The following is a 16,913-nucleotide window of genomic DNA, read 5'->3' on the forward strand; positions in this document are numbered from 1 at the left end:
AACTAAAAAGTAACTAAATCCCAAAGAGATTAAGTGTTTGTTGACGGTTTACCCTTTTTGGATGCAATTTGAATATATACATGTATTAAATTTATTTCTATGAGCGGTGCAACGCTCCTTAAGGAATCTGGTCCAAGAGAGGTTTTTTGTGGCCTGACATCTATAGTTTGGCTCCACAGGAGAATGCCGGATGCTTTCTTTCTTGTTGTGGGTTCTAGAACCTGTGCCCATTTGATTCAAAGTGCAGCTGGTGTGATGATTTTTGCTGAGCCGCGCTTTGGAACAGCTATTTTGGAAGAAAGAGATTTAGCAGGATTAGCTGATGCTCACGACGAGTTAAACAGAGTAGTTAAAAATCTTTTAGCAAGACGTCCAGAAATTAAAACTCTTTTTCTGGTTGGTTCATGCCCAAGCGAAGTAATAAAAATAGATCTTTCACGAGTTGCTGAAAACCTGAATATTGAACTTAAAGGTCAAGTAACAGTACTGAACTATTCGGGTAGTGGAATTGAAACAACTTTCACTCAAGGTGAAGATGGTGCTTTAAAGGCATTGATCCCATTGATGCCGAAGAGCGATCAGAAAAAATTACTTTTAGTGGGTACTCTGGCAAATGCTGTAGAGGATCGATTAACAAGTATTTTTAATCGACTTGGAATAGACAATGTAGAAAGTTTTCCACCCAGGCAGTCCACTGAATTACCTTCCATTGGCCCAGGCACTAAAGTCCTTCTTACTCAGCCATACTTAACTGATACGGCAAGAGAGCTGAAAAATAAAGGCGCTGAAATAATTGAGGCTCCCTTTCCATTGGGTGTCACTGGAAGTACATTGTGGATTCAGGCCGCTGCAAATTCATTTGGAATAGAAAAATCTCTAGTTGATTCAATATTAAATCCATTGATATTAAGGGCAAAGCAAGCCTTGACTCCTCATGTAGAGAAACTTTCTGGTAAGAAATTGTTTCTTTTGCCCGAATCTCAATTAGAAATACCTCTCGCTAGATTTCTTAGTAACGAGTGTGGCATGGAGATTGTTGAAATAGGAACGCCTTACTTAAATAGAGATTTAATGAAAGCAGAAATAGATTTACTACCTCCTGATTGTCGTATCGTTGAGGGACAGCATGTAGAGAGGCAATTAGACAGAGTAAGAGATAGTTCGCCAGATCTGGTCGTTTGTGGAATGGGGCTTGCTAATCCACTTGAAGCAGAGGGGATATCAACCAAATGGTCAATTGAAATGGTTTTCAGCCCAATTCACGGGATTGACCAAGCTTCAGATTTGGCAGAATTATTCTCGAGGCCACTTCGCAGGCATGACATTTTAAATCCTAAAACTCCTATATCAAATTAATTTCATGGAATTAACTCTCTGGACATACGAAGGCCCCCCTCATATTGGTGCAATGAGGATTGCTACGTCGATGAAAAAATTACATTATGTTCTACACGCTCCTCAAGGAGATACATATGCTGACCTTCTTTTCACAATGATTGAACGTCGTGGTAGTAGACCACCTGTAACTTATACAACTTTTCAAGCTAGAGATTTAGGAGGTGATACCGCTGAACTTGTAAAAGGACATATAAAAGAAGCTGTTGAGAGGTTTAACCCAGAGGCTCTTTTAGTTGGCGAAAGCTGTACAGCTGAATTAATTCAAGATCAGCCTGGCTCACTTGCTAAAGGTATGGGGTTTGACATCCCAGTTGTCAGCCTAGAGTTACCTGCCTATAGCAAAAAGGAAAACTGGGGTGGCTCTGAGACTTTTTATCAAATAGTAAGAAATTTACTCAAAGACTACTTTGGAGAATCAAAACAAACTTGGCAGGAAGAAAAAAGAAGACCGAGAGTAAATCTTCTTGGTCCAACTTTGCTTGGCTTTAGATGTCGTGATGATATTTTGGAAATACAAAAACTTCTTGGTCAGCACGGTATAGACGTTAATGTTGTGGCTCCTTTGGGAGCGTCACCTGCAGACATAATTCGAATACCAGATGCAGATGTGAATGTTTGCCTATATCCAGAGATAGCGGAATCAACTTGTATTTGGCTTGAAAGAAATTTAAATATTCCTTTTACTAAAACAGTTCCTCTTGGCGTTGGGGCTACTCAGGATTTTCTTAGAGAATTACACGAGATTTTAGGGATGGAAATACCACAATCAGTAAACGAATCTAATAATTCGAAATTAACGTGGTATTCGAATTCAGTAGATTCGAATTATTTAACAGGGAAAAGAGTCTTTATTTTTGGAGACGGAACACATGCTCTTGCTGCAGCAAGAATTGCTAACGAGGAGCTTGGTTTTAAAGTTGTTGGTCTAGGAACTTATAGCCGTGAAATGGCTAGAAAAGTTCGTCCAGCAGCCAAGGCACTTGGATTAGAGGCATTAATAACAAATGACTATTTAGAAGTAGAAGAAGCGATAAAAGAAACGTCTCCAGAATTAGTTCTTGGTACACAAATGGAGCGACATAGTGCAAAAAGACTTGGCATCCCATGTGCAGTAATCAGTACACCAATGCATGTTCAGGATGTACCTGCTAGGTATAGTCCTCAAATGGGATGGGAGGGGGCAAATGTCATTTTTGACGACTGGGTCCATCCTCTAATGATGGGACTTGAGGAACATTTAATTGGAATGTTTAAGCATGACTTTGAATTTGTTGACGGTCATCAAAGTCATCTAGGCCATTTAGGTGGAAAAGGAAATCAAAATGTTAATCAAGAAGTTAAAACAAAAATTTCAAGTGACTCAACCACTTCAAATTCGGATCCTATATGGACACATGAAGGCGAAAAAGAACTTTCAAAAATCCCGTTTTTCGTTAGAGGTAAAGTAAGAAGAAATACAGAAAATTATGCACGACAAGCTGGATGTAGAGAAATCAACGAAGAAACTCTTTTTGACGCTAAGGCTCATTATAAAGCCTAAATTTGAACCCTCTAATTACGCCAATGAGAAGTTTCTTGGCTTGATTTGATTAATCTCCAAACATTTCTTGATATCTTTTTAGCAATGAGACCACCTCTCTCAACTTTTGAAGAACCTGGCCTTACGCCTAAAAGTTTTGATACTTCTGTGGTGCTAAGTGGAGCTCCAGTTTCAATAGCTAAAGCAGTTAGTTCAAGTCTTTGACGCAGCTCATATGTATCACATTTTTCGTCTTCTTTTAACCAATTCAAGTTAGCAATACCTTTATCAGACAATTTTTGCATAAGACCTAATGAGACTAAACCAAGCGCTTGCTCCGGATTGATTTCAGCATTTGAGTTATTGTTTTTGGAATCCGTTGGCTGAGGTGCAGACATTCTTCAATCAGATCTATATATATTGAATTTATCGGCTTAAATTGAGCATGCAAGTCTAAATTGCTAGCTAAAAAGGCAATCTTTGAGGTAATATCCCGCCCATGACAAGATTCGCCACATTTGAAAATAATGAAAGGCGACTAGGTGGTAGCCAGAGAGTTACTGGTGCAGAAGTAAATGAATATCTTGCTGACGATCCAAAGCGAGTAATAACAACTGATTCGGAAAAATCGTTAGTTGCTCGTCAAGCAAGTCATGTAAAACAAATTGAATTAAGAACATATGTATTTCTAGATTCTTTGCAACCTCAACTTGCGGCTTATATGGGAACTGCAAGTTCAGGATTTTTACCCATACCTGGTGATGCTTGTCTTTGGATGGAGGTTTCTCCTGGAATGGCTGTGCACAGGGTTACAGATATCGCACTAAAAGCCAGTAACGTTCGATTAGGTCAAATGATCGTAGAAAGAGCATTTGGATCTCTGGCTCTTTATCACCGAGATCAAAGCACAGTCCTTCATTCAGGCGATGTCGTTTTAGATGCCATAGGAAGCACAATTGATAGGAGAACTAATCCTCAAGTTACTTGGACTGAAGTTATTCGCTCTATTACTCCTGACCATGCTGTTTTGATCAATCGACAAAATAGACGTGGCTCAATGATTCAATCTGGCATGAGTATGTTCATCCTAGAAACTGAACCAGCGGGATATGTTTTGATGGCTGCGAACGAGGCAGAGAAGGCATCAAATATCACAATCGTTGATGTAAAAGGAGTTGGTGCTTTTGGAAGACTGACTTTAGCGGGAAAAGAAGGCGATGTTGAGGAGGCAGCGGCGGCAGCAATGAGAGCTATTGATTATATAAATAGAAATTAATTATTTTTTAATTCCAATAGCTTTCAAAAGGTAAGGAGCTAATTCTCTAGCTGCTTTACCTCTACTCCCATGTTTTGATAATTGTGCATTATTTAATTCTCCATAAGTGCAATTAGTTTCACGAACCCAAAATAATGATTCAAATTCACCATTTGGATACGCAGGCTTTTTTAAAATTTCACCCCAGCAAATACCTATTGTGCTTTTGATAATCTCTCCATTGTTTGTGCAGAGCACCATTACGCTACATACTTTTGCACTTCTGTAAGGACTGTCGCCAAGAGCCGAAAGAATCTTCTCTATTTTTCTTTCATTTGTTTCTGCAAGTCGCGCAGAAAAGATACCGGGAGCATTCCCAAGAGAATCAATTTCAAGTCCAGAATCATCTGCAATAGTCCAACTGTTAGTTAGTGCTGCCGCTGCTTTTGCTTTCAAAATTGCATTGTCCAGGTATGTTTTTCCGGTTTCTTCAACATCCAAAGAGCTGGGTTGTTTTTTAACTTCAATTGGGAGCGGCCCAAGCATTGCCTCTATCTCGGCAACCTTCTTGGGATTACCACTAGCTATTGTTATTAGCGGCTTTTTCAAATTGAATTATTTAACTAGATATATATAGTCTTACAGGAAGAAGTTAAAAACAATAGTCGTTGAATTTTTTAGATGATTTTGAGACAGTTTTTGGGTGAACATTCCAACCCTGACAAAGCCAGGAAGCTGTCTCGTGGGTAAAAATAACTACATGAGCATGTTTACGCAATGCAATATGAGTATGTCCTAACTATTCATCGAACAGCGTTACTCAACTGTCGTAGCAAGGGTGATAAGCTCAGCTTATATGTAGAACTAGAAACTGTAATCAGCGCTATTAGAAAATCCCCTTGACTAATTGCTCTTTGACGAGCCATTGTCCCTCCTGAACATTCCATCCCTTTACTGAAATAGGACATGGCTAGCGAAACAATGGGTATTGCTCTCGGCATGATCGAGACACGCGGATTAGTACCAGCTATTGAAGCTGCTGATGCGATGACCAAGGCAGCAGAAGTGCGCTTGATTGGTCGTGAGTTTGTTGGTGGTGGTTACGTAACAGTTTTAGTTCGTGGTGAAACTGGTGCTGTAAACGCTGCAGTTCGTGCAGGCGCAGACGCTTGTGAGCGTGTAGGTGACGGACTCGTTGCAGCTCACATCATTGCTCGTCCTCATCGTGAAGTTGAGCCAGCTTTGGGTAACGGTAACTTCTTGGGTCAGAAGGACTAATTTTTGACTAAGTCCTAAGAGGAGAGGACTTTTCAAATTTTCAACCTTCTAAACTAATTAACAGGAGCTATCAATGGCTAAAAAGTATGATGCTGGAGTTAAGGAGTATAGAGATACTTACTTCACTCCTGATTACGTCCCCCTAGATACTGACCTACTTGCATGTTTTAAATGCACAGGTCAGGAAGGTGTACCAAAGGAAGAGGTTGCAGCAGCTGTTGCGGCTGAATCATCCACAGGTACATGGTCAACAGTTTGGTCTGAATTATTAGTAGATCTTGAGTTCTACAAAGGCCGCTGTTACCGAATCGAAGATGTCCCTGGAGACAAGGATGCCTTCTATGCATTTATTGCCTATCCATTAGATCTTTTCGAAGAAGGATCTATAACTAACGTTTTGACATCACTTGTTGGAAACGTCTTTGGTTTTAAAGCACTGCGGCATCTTCGTCTTGAAGATATCCGCTTCCCAATGGCATTTATCAAAACTTGTGGTGGACCTCCTAGCGGAATCGTAGTTGAACGTGATCGTCTTAATAAGTACGGTCGTCCATTACTTGGTTGTACGATTAAGCCGAAATTAGGTCTCTCAGGTAAAAACTATGGTCGAGTTGTATACGAATGTCTAAGAGGCGGTCTTGATCTAACTAAAGATGATGAGAATATTAATTCTCAGCCATTCCAGCGTTGGAGAGAGCGTTTTGAATTCGTAGCTGAAGCAGTAAAGCTAGCCCAACAGGAAACTGGTGAAGTTAAAGGTCATTACCTTAACTGTACAGCGACTACACCTGAGGAAATGTATGAGCGTGCTGAGTTCGCTAAAGAACTCGATATGCCCATCATTATGCATGACTACATTACTGGTGGTTTTACAGCTAATACAGGTCTTGCTAACTGGTGTCGTAAGAATGGCATGCTTCTTCATATCCACCGTGCTATGCATGCGGTTATTGACCGTCATCCTCAGCATGGTATTCACTTCAGAGTTCTTGCGAAGTGTTTACGCCTATCAGGCGGAGATCAACTTCATACAGGAACAGTTGTTGGAAAACTAGAAGGAGATCGTCAAACAACTCTTGGCTACATCGATAACCTTCGTGAATCCTTTGTCCCTGAAGACCGTACTCGAGGTAACTTCTTTGATCAAGATTGGGGTTCTATGCCTGGTGTATTTGCTGTGGCATCTGGTGGTATTCATGTTTGGCATATGCCAGCATTGCTCGCAATCTTTGGAGATGATTCATGTCTCCAGTTTGGTGGTGGTACTCATGGTCACCCATGGGGATCAGCTGCTGGTGCGGCTGCGAACCGTGTAGCTCTAGAAGCATGTGTTAAAGCACGTAATGCAGGTAGAGAAATCGAAAAAGAAAGTCGCGATATCCTTCTTGAAGCTGCAAAGCATAGCCCTGAGCTTGCAATTGCTCTTGAGACATGGAAGGAGATTAAGTTCGAATTCGATACAGTCGATAAACTCGACGTTCAGTAAAAAGAAATAGAGGTGACATTTAAAAGTTACCTCTAACTTTCTTAAATTCACTAGTCGATAACTCAGTCGACTTTCATTCATTCACTAACCTAAGTTCACCATGCCTTTCCAGAGCACAGTAGGTGACTATCAGACAGTCGCCACCCTGGAAACATTCGGCTTCTTACCGCCGATGACCCAGGACGAAATTTACGATCAAATCGCTTATATCATTGCTCAGGGTTGGAGCCCAGTTATTGAGCATGTTCATCCAAGTGGTTCAATGCAGACCTATTGGTCTTATTGGAAATTACCTTTCTTCGGTGAAAAGGATTTGAATCTTGTAGTAAGTGAGTTAGAAGCTTGTCATAGAGCATATCCTGACCACCATGTCCGTATCGTTGGATATGACGCATACACTCAAAGTCAAGGTACTTGCTTTGTGGTTTTCCAAGGCCGCTAGATTTTAGGCTTTGATAAATTTAGCCCTGAAAAGCTTTCGGGGCTAATAATTCCTTAGAGAATTAAAAATTATTTTTTACGATCTCTCCATTGGATTGATATGGCAAAACAAACAAGTAGACAATTAGTTCTTGATCGCCGACAGGCATTGAGTCAAGGTGGTAAAAATGCCTCTATTAAAGGCTCAACACCTAATAGAGTTCGTTCCTCAAGTGATGCGAGGGCCACTAGAACTGATGCGGCTTTTGTTAAGCCTCAAAAAACTTTGGCTAATTCAAATAATTCTTCTTCTCAGTTAAGTACTAGTAGTTATCAATCAGGTGCTTCGGGAAGTCCAAGAGGTGCAAGGTCGTATAAAAGTTCAGTAGCTAATTCTAGTCGCCAACTTGTTATTGCTAGACGAGAGGCATTATCTCGTAGAGGTAAATCTGCTGATCACACTAATGATATAACTCGTGTTGACGTTGAGAGAAAAAAGGTTCAAAATGCTCCTTCATATGACGCAAAAAAGGCTGAACATTGTTGTCCAGAATGTGAGCAAAAAGCTTTAGAGGAGACTAGTAATACAATTTCAAAGCCTGAAATTAGTTTGACATTAAATAAAAGAAAGATTGATCACCGCTCAACTGCTAAAAGAAAAGCAATTACGAATTCAAGTAGAGCTTTTGTGCTTGCTCGAAGAGAAGCATTATCAAAACATGGTAAATCTGCGGGGAAGCAACCAACTACAGCTGCTTCAGTAGCTCGGCAAGGTAATCCAGATTTGACCACTAAAGAAATAGCTCAACGTGTTAGAGAGCTAAAAAGTAAAACAGGAGCTACTGGGAAAACTCGTACATCAGTAACACGTCCTTGTGGTCCAAATAAAAATGGTGCCAAGCAAAATGCAAGTGCACCTGATGCTCATTGGAAAGTGGGAATGAGTGAGACCTCCACTGGCCAACTTGTTACTGGTACTCAAGCAAATAGATCCCTTAAAACCACAGGAAATGAAGCAAGTACATGTCGTTCAATAACAGGTACTCAATATTTGGGTTCAGAAGTTATTGATTCTTTCTGTAGTGGTTCAAATACTTCTATAAGTCAGCCAGCAAAAGTAGGAGTTACAAGTACTACTCATGGAAATTTAGTTACTGGTAACGAGGTCGGCAGATCAGAGAAAGTTACTGGAGATGAGCCTGGTACTTGTAAGAACCTTACTGGTACTGAATATATTTCGGCTAATCAATCAAATGCCTACTGTGGAGGTGTTAATCCTTCCCCTTCAAAGATTGGGTATAGCCAAACTTTAGAGGGTAAGAAAGTAAGTGGAACCATGACTGGTAACTCCGCTTTGGTTACAGGGAATGAGGCAGGATCAAACAAAGATCTGACTGGTGACCAGTATTTAGGTGCTGATCCACTCCCTTCAGGTAGACCAGCAGAAAAGGTTGGCTCACTAACAACAATTCGCGGGAATAGTGTAACTGGTACTGATGTCTCTAGAAGAGATAATGTTACTGGTAATGAGGCTGGTAGCTGCAAGAACGTGACAGGAGATGAATATGTGGGTGCTGGGCAATTTGATGCTTTTTGTGGAAGTAAGCCCGCTCCTGACCCAGCAAAAGTTGGATTGAGTATTACTAATAAAACTCAATCGGTTAGTGGAACTATGACAGGTAGATCACCACTCGTAACAGGAGACGAACCTGGCACTTGTAAAGCCGTTACAGGTACACCTTATGCAGGATTAGATCAAGCAAACCAATGGTGTGATACTCCTGCATCATCTGAGATAGAGGCTAGAACCCCTAGGAAACTTGGTACTCCTGCTGCAAGATTGACTGGCCAGCAACCTGGCATAGGTGGAAAGATGACAGGTGCTCATAAAGGTGCTTGCGAGCCTCTAACAGGAACTCCTTATGTAGGTGGAGATCAATTAAGAGATAATTGTGGCGTTTCAGATATTCCTGAAGGTTATGCGCATCAAGAAAAACCTGAGAAAGCAGCTGCATGGACAAGTTTCAGCGTGAAATCTCCAGCTAGACAGGCTCATATTCAAAATGAAATTAATTCAGGTGTCACAGGTACGAGCTACGAAGACAGCTCAAGAATTACTGGTCCATTTGATATGGCTACAAATAAAGTGACAGGAACTGAACAATTTCGCTTTGATAGAAAACCATCAAATTCTCAGAGAAATAAAGTTGACGAAATAGTTAATGAAGAAGCTAAGCAACGCCCAACCTCACAAATAACAGGAGAAGGACAATCTGCAGGATTGAATATAACTGGCGATGATTGGGCTAGAGGAGAACATGTCACAGGAACAGAAGGTGCTTCTGCTAAGCGTAGAAATCCTTCACGTCCAGGACCAATGAGTGCAATGAAAGCATCTGAATTAAAGAGAAACCAGGAGGTTCCAGAGCCAGATTTTCTAATTACTGGTTCTAGTGGTAATACAAGGGATGGTCAACTGGTTACTTTTTCTGGTGGAGCAAGAGGTTAAATAGTCGATGGCCTATCGTAATTTGGCCAAGAAATCTCTTCGTGGGCCTACAGCTCCTATGAAGAGATTTGTCGACCTAGAGAACCAGAGCTTGAATTCTAAAGTAATTAAGACTACTAATTCTTTCTCTGATGAAATAAAAACTATTAGCTCTTTCTCCACTGATCATCCATTAACCAATTCTCAAGAAAATCAGAAGTTAAATCAATATGAAAAAAAGGTTAAAGGTCGATTTGATAATATTGTTCCTCTTTTAAAAAGAGTTTCTAGTCTTCAAAATGATTTAAATTTTGTAGAAACAGCTCAAAATTTATGTCGCTCAGAATTAGGTTATGAATTACCATTACACATACTTGAAAAGGCATGGGTTGGAAGTGTTGATATAAGTGCCTTGTTTGCATGGTGTGTTTTTCAATCACACCAATTGACTAGTAATGAATTTTTTAATTCAGATCCAATAGAGGGATCTGAAGATAGTCAATATGCCAAATCTTTTCAATCTTTCCTTTATCAATGTGGCTTCCATCTTTTAGATATAACTCCATGTGCTGATGGCCGATTAGCTCATGCTATTTCTTATGCATTACGTATACCTTTTAGTTCTGTTAGGAGGCGTTCTCATGCTGGTGCGTTATTCGATATTGAAAAAACAGTTAATCGTTGGATCAAAACTGAACATAGTAGATATAGAGAGTCAATTCCGAATTCTGCAACTGAGCCAACAAGATATTTAAAATCAGTAATCTATCATTTTAGTTCTGTTGACCCTACGCACCAAGGATGTGCTGCTCATGGTAGTAATGATGAGTTGGCGGCATCAGAAGGCTTACAGCGATTATTAGATTTTAGGGAAGCAGTCGAAAATAGTTTTTGTTGTGGCGCATCTGTTGATTTGCTTTTAATTGGTATTGACACAGATACAGACGCGATAAGAGTTCATACGCCTTCCAAAACTAATGAAGTTGATTTGAAATCATGGGTTTGTGCAAATGAAATATACAAACAGACTCAATTTCTAAATGCTGAAGAGGCTCTTGAAAAAATTCAAGAAAATGTCAAAAGTGTTTGCCCTGGAGAAACTGATCCGAATATGGTTACCTTTATTACAAAGCTTATTTCAAATAATATTTCTCAAATTGACTATGTAAAGAATTTTCATTCCGGTAGCTACCAAGATGCAGGTCATGCTGAGAGATTTATTGGTGTAGGTATTGGTTTTAAAGAAGTTCATTTAAGGAATCTTACTTATTTTGCTCATTTAGAGACTGTTGAACAAGGAGCTCCTGATCTTGACGTAGGAGTGAAAATTTTTACTGGTCTCAATATCTCGAGAAGTTTACCAATTCCTATTGTCATTCGCTTTGATTACTCAGGGAGTGTCCCTCATGCAAGAAATAGAGCATTATCTGATTGTCATAGAATTAACGAAGCTATTAAGTCTCGTTATCGAGATTTAATAGATGATGGTTCACTTCACACATTTCTTACTATTCGAGATCGAGATAAAAAGGGTCCTGCAGAAGTTGTAGGTTCTTCCCTCGATCCAGTCACTCAGGAGGCTCATTAAATGCTCATTTGTAAAGTTCTCAAACCACTTGTATCAACCAATCGTATTCCAGGCTTTGAACATAAGCATTTACAGGTTGTATTGGACGGCAGCTCAAAAAAAGTTGCTGTTGATGCCGTTGGATGTAAACCTGATGATTGGGTTATATGTGTAGGAAGTTCTGCCGCTCGCGAAGCTGCGGGAAGTAAGTCTTATCCAAGTGATTTAACTATCGTTGGAATTATTGATCATTGGGATCCAGAGACACAACAACAGATCTCAGGAGGAGCAAAGTAATGGAGATAATGCAAGTTATGGGACGCTTGGTTTGTACACAGAGAGTGGAAGGCTTAGGACATATGCATTTAAGAATACTATGTAATAACAAAGGTAAAAGGCTTGTAGCTGTTGATCCTGTTGGTGCTAGAGAAGGGAATTGGGTTTTTACAGCAACAGGTACTGCGGCGAGATGGGGATGCCCAGACCCAAATGTTCAAACCGACTTAACTATTGGTGGAATTATTGATAATTGGTCGCCTGATGATTAGTTTGACCGCTTATTCAAAAAAACTTAATTCTACAAAATTATAAGTCCATGGCTACTCCACAAAATCGTCAATCAAAAAGTAGTAATAAGAGTATTAAAGCTCAAGATCAAGTAGTTGATGTTACTCCTTTGAATTTATCCACTCAATCAAAAACTTCTTTGAAGACAAAGTCTTCCTCAATTGAAAAAAAATCTAGTACTAAACCCATTCCTAGCCCTAAAAATCTATCCAATGGCTTTGGTGATGCTGGCTCAACTAAAACTCCAATTGGGAGAAATAAAGGTTTTGAAAGTAATTCAAGCTGTGGTATTGCATTAGGAATGATAGAGACTCGTGGATTGGTCCCAGCAATTGAAGCGGCTGATGCAATGACGAAAGCTGCGGAAGTTAATTTTATTGCAAAAGAACTTGTTGGGGGAGGGTATGTAACAGTAATGGTTCGTGGTGAGACTGGTGCTGTAAATGCTTCTGTGAGGGCAGGTGCTGATGCCTGCGAGCGTGTTGGGGATGGGTTGGTTGCTGCCCATATTATTGCCCGTCCACATGTTGAAGTTGAGCCGGCTTTGAAAGGTAGCGGTGCTAAAAGGAGAACATAGTAGTTTTTGATTTATAAATTATTTATTCAATGAATTCACGATGTAGTAGTTTTTATAAAAGATAAGTTTTTTTCATGGAAGGGTGGAGGCAAAAAAAAAGACCAGAGTGTCTAGAAAAAAGGTTCGAATTTCAATCTTACGAAAAAAATAGAGATTTTCTTGATGCACTAGGTGACCTTTGCGAGAAGGTCAATCGATTCCCGGACATAAGTTTTGGTAAGACTTATGCAAATATCACTATTAGGCCTTTAGAAAGTAACGATAAAGAGGAAATATCAAAAGTTGATCATGATTTCGCAAGTGAAATAGATTTTTTAAATAAACAGTAAAAAAATCAATCTTCCTCTTTTGGTTGTTCTAGATCTCTTTTGATTAACGCCATTAGATAAGAGGGAGTCTTATATCTTCCTGGCAAGCATCGATTAAGAGTCTCTAGGTGACTCCAGCAAACAGTTCTTTGGATTTGATCAGCGGTACGTCCTTGTTGCAAAAGCCTCCTAAGTGCTTTGCAGTAGAGGGGGTATCCAGCTTCTAGTTCGCCAATAGTCAACTTGGCAGTGGACATTGTGTATTGCGAATCAATTGTTAATTTAGACAATAATGGGGCCACTTAGCAAAGTGGCAAGGTTCTTTTTAGTCACAAAGTTGCTTTTATTTCTTGTTTCCCAACCAAGCTATGCAATCTATCTCAATTTTTCCTCCCTTAGGAAGATTTGATACTTCAACGCATGCTCTTGCGGGGCTTACTGTTTGGCCAAAGGTTTCTGCATAAATTGCATTTACTTTTGCGAAATCATTTAAATCAGTTAAAAAGATGGTTGTTCTTATTACATTTGAGTTTTCCCCCCCAGCGGCTTCAACTACAGCCATTAAATTTTTTAGAACCTGTCTAGTTTCTTCTTCTATATTTCCATTCCCGATCATTACCCCAGTGGAAGGTTCTAAAGCAATTTGTCCTGAGCAATACAACCAATTCTCTACTAAGACGGCTTGGTTGTAGGGGCCAACAGGTTTAGGAGCCAATTTTGTTTCGATTGCTTCTATCGCTGAACTTTTCATGAATAATTACGTTTGAGTTTAGATGTTTGATACTCAAATTAGAATTTAACATTTCCATTTATCTTTGTGTCTTCTAAGTATTGTAAATTCTTGTACATTTTTTGCTCTTAGAAATAAATTTGTTTTTCTCTCTTCTGAGAGTGTTGAAGGTAGGCTAGATATTCCTTTATGACGTTTAATTTGAACAAGCTTTAATCTTTCAATGATGGAAATATTTTTAGGCTCTAATTTTAAAGCCCATTTTAAATTGTTTTCTGTATATTCGTGAGCTGAGTATATTTTAGTGTTTTCTGGAAGTAAATTAAGTTTATTTAAACTTTCAAACATTTGAAATGGAGTACCTTCTAAAAGACGACCACAACCCCCTCCAAATAAAGTATCTCCAGGGAATAATATGTTGTATTTACAATTTTTTTTGGATAAATAAAAAGCTATATGGTTGTCAGTATGTCCATGAACTTCAATAACTTTAATCTCACTATCCATTAAATAGAAAATATCATTATCGCTAACCGATAATGTTTGAAATGGGATTCTCTTAAGTTCTTTTTTTGATGCAACTACTTGTGCATCGGGCCATCTTTTGATTAACTTTTGTGTTCCACCAATGTGGTCATCATGATGATGTGTTTGAAGGATAGCTTTTAATGAGATGTCTTTTTCTAAAAGCCATTTTTCTACTGGTTCCGATACAGAGGGATCAACTACCACTGCATTGCAATTGTGGACCCATACCCATACGATATTGTCCTGTAAGACGGTAATTGGGTAAATAGTGAATTCGCTTTTTTTCTCTAACATTGTTTATTTAGATAATGGAATAGTTAGAGTCCCTTCTAATAGTATTTGACATGTTTACAGTTGCATTAGCTAAAGGTGCCTTGTTGAAAGAATCAGTTTCAATGTTTTCTGACGTTGGACTTGATTTCTCTGCTGTTTTAGAAGATAACAATCGGCAATTAATGGTTCCGTCAGTTTGTGGCCGTGCCAAAGCTCTTTTAGTGCGGAACAGCGATGTTCCGGTTTATGTATCTTATGGTCAGGCGCAACTTGGAATAGTTGGTTTTGATGTTTTACAAGAGCAGAAATTGCAAGTATCGAATTTAGTAGACCTTGGATTTGGAAAGTGCCATATGTCTGTTGCCGTTAAGTCCAGTAGTGGGTATTTGAGTGCTTCTGACTTGCCACCAAACTGCCGCGTAGCAAGTAAATTTACCAATTGTGCAAAGAATTTTTTTGATCAAATTGATTTGCCTGTTCAATTGGTACATTTGAGTGGATCCGTTGAGCTTGGTCCCATAACAGGTATGGCTGAAGCAATCGTTGATTTAGTCGCAACTGGTCGTACTCTTAGAGATAATGGTCTTATTGAAATTGAAGAACTTTTTAAATCAAGTGCTCGGCTTGTTGGGCATCCACTATCCCTAAGACTAGACAAAGGGCCTCTTCAAGAAATTATTGATTCAATTCAAATCCAATCTCAGACCAACCTCTTTTCTGATGGCAAAAAATGATTTTCGAAGAGTTACAAAACTTGGGAAGTATTTAAAAAAAGAAAAAAAACGTTTAACTCTAATACTTTTAATTTTAATACCTGTTGCATTAGCTGGTGCAATTCAACCTCTCCTTATAGGGCAAGCTATTTCTGTTTTAAGAGAAGAGGATACGATATCTTTTTTTGATAAGTTCTCTAATGAATTATCAATTAGGTTCATAATAGGTACATTATTTTTAACAGTATTACTTAGACTAGGATTACAAGGTTTCCAGTCATACAACATACAGGCTGTAGGTCAGCGCCTCACTGCTCAAATTAGGAATGATTTATTTTCTCATTCAATGGAATTATCATTGCGTTTTCATGACAAAATGCCTGTTGGTAAATTATTAACTAGATTGACTAGCGATGTTGATGCATTATCAGAAGTTTTTGGCAGTGGGGCTGTAGGAGTTTTGGCTGACTTTGTGAGTCTTATAGTTATATCAATAACTATGATTTTAATTGAATGGAGGCTAGGTTTACTGCTTTTGATTGTTCAAATACCTGTCACGATATTTATCCTCTGGCTGCAAAAACGTTATCGAAGACAAAATTATAAAGTTAGAGAAGAACTATCTCAATTAAATGCAAATTTTCAGGAAAATCTTCAAGGCCTTGAAGTTGTTCAAATGTTTAGAAGGCAAAAATTAAATGGTCAAAAATTTTATAAAACTGGAACTAACTATAAAAATGCTGTAAACGGCACCATCTTTTATGACAGCAGTATTTCTGCGTTTATTGAGTGGGTTTCATTAGCTGCAGTCGCTTTAGTTATTTCTCTTGGAGGTTATATGGTTACAGCAGGAGCTATGGGGTTAGGAACTCTCACTACATTTATTTTGTACTCACAAAGACTATTTGAACCTTTAAGACAGTTAGCAGAAAGATTTACACAAATTCAAGGAGGGTTAACTGCAGTAGAAAGAATAAGTGAATTGCTTGAAAAAAAAGTTGAGATTCATGATCGAACTCCCCAGAAAGTAGTAAATAAACAAATATTAATTAAAAGTAAAAATGTTTTTGGGGAAGTTTTATTTGAAAATGTTAGTTTTTTTTATAGAAAAGATGAACCTATAATAAATGACTTAAGTTTTAAAATTAATCCAGGCGAACATGTAGCTCTAGTAGGTCCAACCGGCTCAGGCAAGACTACATTAATAAGACTATTGTGTAGACTCTACGAACCTCAAAATGGAAATATATATATTGATGGACAAAATATCAAAGATATACCTATCGAGTTTTTAAGGAAACAGCTTGGAGTTGTTCTACAAGATACTTTCCTTTTTAGTGGAAATGTTGCTGATAATCTTCGTTTAGATTCTTCAGTAGATAACCAAAGGTTAAAGGATATATGTAGTGAATTAGGACTTGATAATTTATTGAGCAAACTGCCAAATGGTTTAAACACTTACATTAGAGAAAGAGGAGGGAATCTTTCCTCAGGAGAGAGACAACTTTTATCTATTGCACGAGTCGCAATAAGGGATCCAAAAGTATTAATTATGGATGAAGCAACTGCTTTTATGGATCCATCAACTGAGGCAACTTTACAAAGAGATCTTGATAGGTTATTAGAAAAAAGGACCGCACTAGTGATAGCACATAGATTAGCCACAATTGAATCTTCGGATCGAATTTTAGTAATGAGAAAAGGGAGATTGATAGAGCAAGGTACTCATTTAGAATTGAGGGCTTTAGGTGGACTTTATTCGCAACTTGCTGATTTACAAGAAAAAGGCCTAACTACTATCTAACT

At 38.7% G+C, this 16,913-nt stretch carries 20 protein-coding genes; 14 read left to right on the plus strand and 6 right to left on the minus strand.

All coding sequences use genetic code 11. From position 1 onward, the window contains the following. Positions 1 to 99: 99 nt before the first annotated feature. Positions 100 to 1,356 carry a ferredoxin:protochlorophyllide reductase (ATP-dependent) subunit N gene (locus SIB53_RS06855; RefSeq protein ID WP_413677515.1) on the plus strand — a complete coding sequence of 419 codons (1,257 nt, stop codon included), beginning with the start codon at positions 100 to 102 and terminating at the stop codon, positions 1,354 to 1,356. A 4-nt stretch (positions 1,357 to 1,360) separates the two neighbouring features. Next, on the plus strand, positions 1,361 to 2,938 hold the full coding sequence (locus tag SIB53_RS06860; RefSeq protein WP_413677516.1) for a ferredoxin:protochlorophyllide reductase (ATP-dependent) subunit B: 1,578 nt from the start codon (positions 1,361 to 1,363) through the stop codon (positions 2,936 to 2,938). An 11-nt stretch (positions 2,939 to 2,949) separates the two neighbouring features. On the opposite strand, the gene SIB53_RS06865 is transcribed toward SIB53_RS06860, so the two are convergent. Continuing rightward, positions 2,950 to 3,315 carry a hypothetical protein gene (locus SIB53_RS06865; RefSeq protein ID WP_413677517.1) on the minus strand — a complete coding sequence of 122 codons (366 nt, stop codon included), beginning with the start codon at positions 3,313 to 3,315 and terminating at the stop codon, positions 2,950 to 2,952. A gap of 101 nt (positions 3,316 to 3,416) precedes the next feature. Here SIB53_RS06865 and SIB53_RS06870 point away from each other — a divergent pair, with 101 nt between their 5' ends. Further along, a complete protein-coding gene (locus SIB53_RS06870; RefSeq protein ID WP_158466226.1) occupies positions 3,417 to 4,193 on the plus strand; it encodes a BMC domain-containing protein in 777 nt (258 codons plus the stop codon). Here SIB53_RS06870 and SIB53_RS06875 read toward each other — a convergent pair whose 3' ends face one another. Continuing rightward, the gene (locus tag SIB53_RS06875; RefSeq protein WP_413677518.1) at positions 4,194 to 4,781 is read right to left on the minus strand and encodes a non-canonical purine NTP pyrophosphatase; all 588 of its coding nucleotides are present in this window, start codon (positions 4,779 to 4,781) and stop codon (positions 4,194 to 4,196) included. 194 nt (positions 4,782 to 4,975) lie between these two features. Then, a complete protein-coding gene (locus SIB53_RS06880; protein WP_413677519.1) occupies positions 4,976 to 5,140 on the minus strand; it encodes a hypothetical protein in 165 nt (54 codons plus the stop codon). On the opposite strand from SIB53_RS06880, the gene SIB53_RS06885 reads away from it, so the two are divergent. The 9 genes from SIB53_RS06885 (at position 5,139) to SIB53_RS06925 (ending at position 12,884) form a co-directional block, all read left to right on the plus strand. After that, positions 5,139 to 5,450 (plus strand): BMC domain-containing protein, encoded by a 312-nt coding sequence (locus SIB53_RS06885; protein WP_011130577.1) that lies wholly within the window; start codon positions 5,139 to 5,141, stop codon positions 5,448 to 5,450. The genes SIB53_RS06880 and SIB53_RS06885 overlap by 2 nt on opposite strands. A 73-nt stretch (positions 5,451 to 5,523) precedes the next feature. Next, positions 5,524 to 6,936, plus strand: a complete 1,413-nt coding sequence (locus SIB53_RS06890; protein ID WP_158466229.1) for a form I ribulose bisphosphate carboxylase large subunit — start codon at positions 5,524 to 5,526, stop codon at positions 6,934 to 6,936. 100 nt (positions 6,937 to 7,036) lie between these two features. Continuing rightward, complete coding sequence (locus tag SIB53_RS06895) at positions 7,037 to 7,378, plus strand: ribulose bisphosphate carboxylase small subunit (protein ID WP_036906978.1); 342 nt, start codon at positions 7,037 to 7,039, stop codon at positions 7,376 to 7,378. A gap of 99 nt (positions 7,379 to 7,477) precedes the next feature. Then, on the plus strand, positions 7,478 to 9,865 hold the full coding sequence (locus SIB53_RS06900) for a CsoS2 family carboxysome shell protein (protein ID WP_413677520.1): 2,388 nt from the start codon (positions 7,478 to 7,480) through the stop codon (positions 9,863 to 9,865). Positions 9,866 to 9,872: 7 nt separating this feature from the next. Then, positions 9,873 to 11,432 carry a carboxysome shell carbonic anhydrase gene (locus tag SIB53_RS06905; protein ID WP_413677521.1) on the plus strand — a complete coding sequence of 520 codons (1,560 nt, stop codon included), beginning with the start codon at positions 9,873 to 9,875 and terminating at the stop codon, positions 11,430 to 11,432. After that, positions 11,433 to 11,708 (plus strand): carboxysome peptide A, encoded by a 276-nt coding sequence (locus tag SIB53_RS06910; protein ID WP_011294514.1) that lies wholly within the window; start codon positions 11,433 to 11,435, stop codon positions 11,706 to 11,708. After that, positions 11,708 to 11,959, plus strand: coding sequence for a carboxysome peptide B (locus SIB53_RS06915; RefSeq protein ID WP_158466232.1), 252 nt, complete (start codon positions 11,708 to 11,710; stop codon positions 11,957 to 11,959). The genes SIB53_RS06910 and SIB53_RS06915 overlap by 1 nt, the downstream gene beginning before the upstream one ends. 47 nt (positions 11,960 to 12,006) lie before the next feature. Continuing rightward, complete coding sequence (locus tag SIB53_RS06920; RefSeq protein ID WP_413677522.1) at positions 12,007 to 12,555, plus strand: BMC domain-containing protein; 549 nt, start codon at positions 12,007 to 12,009, stop codon at positions 12,553 to 12,555. Between the two features lie 74 nt (positions 12,556 to 12,629). Then, positions 12,630 to 12,884 (plus strand): 4a-hydroxytetrahydrobiopterin dehydratase, encoded by a 255-nt coding sequence (locus SIB53_RS06925; protein WP_413677523.1) that lies wholly within the window; start codon positions 12,630 to 12,632, stop codon positions 12,882 to 12,884. Between the two features lie 5 nt (positions 12,885 to 12,889). On the opposite strand, the gene SIB53_RS06930 is transcribed toward SIB53_RS06925, so the two are convergent. The 3 genes from SIB53_RS06930 to gloB all read right to left on the minus strand — a co-directional run bounded on the left by SIB53_RS06930 (position 12,890) and on the right by gloB (position 14,415). Beyond that, on the minus strand, positions 12,890 to 13,120 hold the full coding sequence (locus SIB53_RS06930) for a DUF3136 domain-containing protein (protein WP_011294518.1): 231 nt from the start codon (positions 13,118 to 13,120) through the stop codon (positions 12,890 to 12,892). 86 nt (positions 13,121 to 13,206) lie between these two features. Next, positions 13,207 to 13,614: a Rid family detoxifying hydrolase gene (locus SIB53_RS06935; protein WP_413677524.1), complete on the minus strand. Its 408-nt coding sequence runs from the start codon at positions 13,612 to 13,614 to the stop codon at positions 13,207 to 13,209. A 45-nt stretch (positions 13,615 to 13,659) separates the two neighbouring features. Beyond that, positions 13,660 to 14,415, minus strand: a complete 756-nt coding sequence (gene gloB / locus SIB53_RS06940) for a hydroxyacylglutathione hydrolase (RefSeq protein ID WP_413677525.1) — start codon at positions 14,413 to 14,415, stop codon at positions 13,660 to 13,662. 50 nt (positions 14,416 to 14,465) lie between these two features. Here gloB and hisG point away from each other — a divergent pair, with 50 nt between their 5' ends. Both hisG and SIB53_RS06950 read left to right on the plus strand, forming a co-directional pair. After that, positions 14,466 to 15,128 carry an ATP phosphoribosyltransferase gene (gene hisG / locus SIB53_RS06945; protein ID WP_413677526.1) on the plus strand — a complete coding sequence of 221 codons (663 nt, stop codon included), beginning with the start codon at positions 14,466 to 14,468 and terminating at the stop codon, positions 15,126 to 15,128. Continuing rightward, positions 15,115 to 16,911, plus strand: a complete 1,797-nt coding sequence (locus SIB53_RS06950) for an ABC transporter ATP-binding protein (protein WP_413677527.1) — start codon at positions 15,115 to 15,117, stop codon at positions 16,909 to 16,911. The genes hisG and SIB53_RS06950 overlap by 14 nt, the downstream gene beginning before the upstream one ends. Positions 16,912 to 16,913 lie beyond the last annotated feature (2 nt).

Source organism: Prochlorococcus sp. MIT 0916 (genome assembly GCF_047305155.1).
Lineage (GTDB): Bacteria > Cyanobacteriota > Cyanobacteriia > PCC-6307 > Cyanobiaceae > Prochlorococcus_B.

Coding starts and splice junctions, on each gene's coding strand:
- SIB53_RS06905 (WP_413677521.1), top strand. CDS start 9,873: ATGGCCTATCGTAATTTGGCCAAGAAATCTCTTCGTGGGCCTACAGCT.
- SIB53_RS06885 (WP_011130577.1), top strand. CDS start 5,139: ATGGCTAGCGAAACAATGGGTATTGCTCTCGGCATGATCGAGACACGC.
- SIB53_RS06895 (WP_036906978.1), top strand. CDS start 7,037: ATGCCTTTCCAGAGCACAGTAGGTGACTATCAGACAGTCGCCACCCTG.
- SIB53_RS06865 (WP_413677517.1), bottom strand. CDS start 3,315: ATGTCTGCACCTCAGCCAACGGATTCCAAAAACAATAACTCAAATGCT.
- SIB53_RS06860 (WP_413677516.1), top strand. CDS start 1,361: ATGGAATTAACTCTCTGGACATACGAAGGCCCCCCTCATATTGGTGCA.
- SIB53_RS06930 (WP_011294518.1), bottom strand. CDS start 13,120: ATGTCCACTGCCAAGTTGACTATTGGCGAACTAGAAGCTGGATACCCC.
- gloB (WP_413677525.1), bottom strand. CDS start 14,415: ATGTTAGAGAAAAAAAGCGAATTCACTATTTACCCAATTACCGTCTTA.
- SIB53_RS06870 (WP_158466226.1), top strand. CDS start 3,417: ATGACAAGATTCGCCACATTTGAAAATAATGAAAGGCGACTAGGTGGT.
- SIB53_RS06935 (WP_413677524.1), bottom strand. CDS start 13,614: ATGAAAAGTTCAGCGATAGAAGCAATCGAAACAAAATTGGCTCCTAAA.
- SIB53_RS06890 (WP_158466229.1), top strand. CDS start 5,524: ATGGCTAAAAAGTATGATGCTGGAGTTAAGGAGTATAGAGATACTTAC.
- SIB53_RS06900 (WP_413677520.1), top strand. CDS start 7,478: ATGGCAAAACAAACAAGTAGACAATTAGTTCTTGATCGCCGACAGGCA.
- SIB53_RS06880 (WP_413677519.1), bottom strand. CDS start 5,140: ATGTCCTATTTCAGTAAAGGGATGGAATGTTCAGGAGGGACAATGGCT.
- hisG (WP_413677526.1), top strand. CDS start 14,466: ATGTTTACAGTTGCATTAGCTAAAGGTGCCTTGTTGAAAGAATCAGTT.
- SIB53_RS06920 (WP_413677522.1), top strand. CDS start 12,007: ATGGCTACTCCACAAAATCGTCAATCAAAAAGTAGTAATAAGAGTATT.
- SIB53_RS06910 (WP_011294514.1), top strand. CDS start 11,433: ATGCTCATTTGTAAAGTTCTCAAACCACTTGTATCAACCAATCGTATT.
- SIB53_RS06925 (WP_413677523.1), top strand. CDS start 12,630: ATGGAAGGGTGGAGGCAAAAAAAAAGACCAGAGTGTCTAGAAAAAAGG.
- SIB53_RS06855 (WP_413677515.1), top strand. CDS start 100: ATGAGCGGTGCAACGCTCCTTAAGGAATCTGGTCCAAGAGAGGTTTTT.
- SIB53_RS06915 (WP_158466232.1), top strand. CDS start 11,708: ATGGAGATAATGCAAGTTATGGGACGCTTGGTTTGTACACAGAGAGTG.
- SIB53_RS06950 (WP_413677527.1), top strand. CDS start 15,115: ATGGCAAAAAATGATTTTCGAAGAGTTACAAAACTTGGGAAGTATTTA.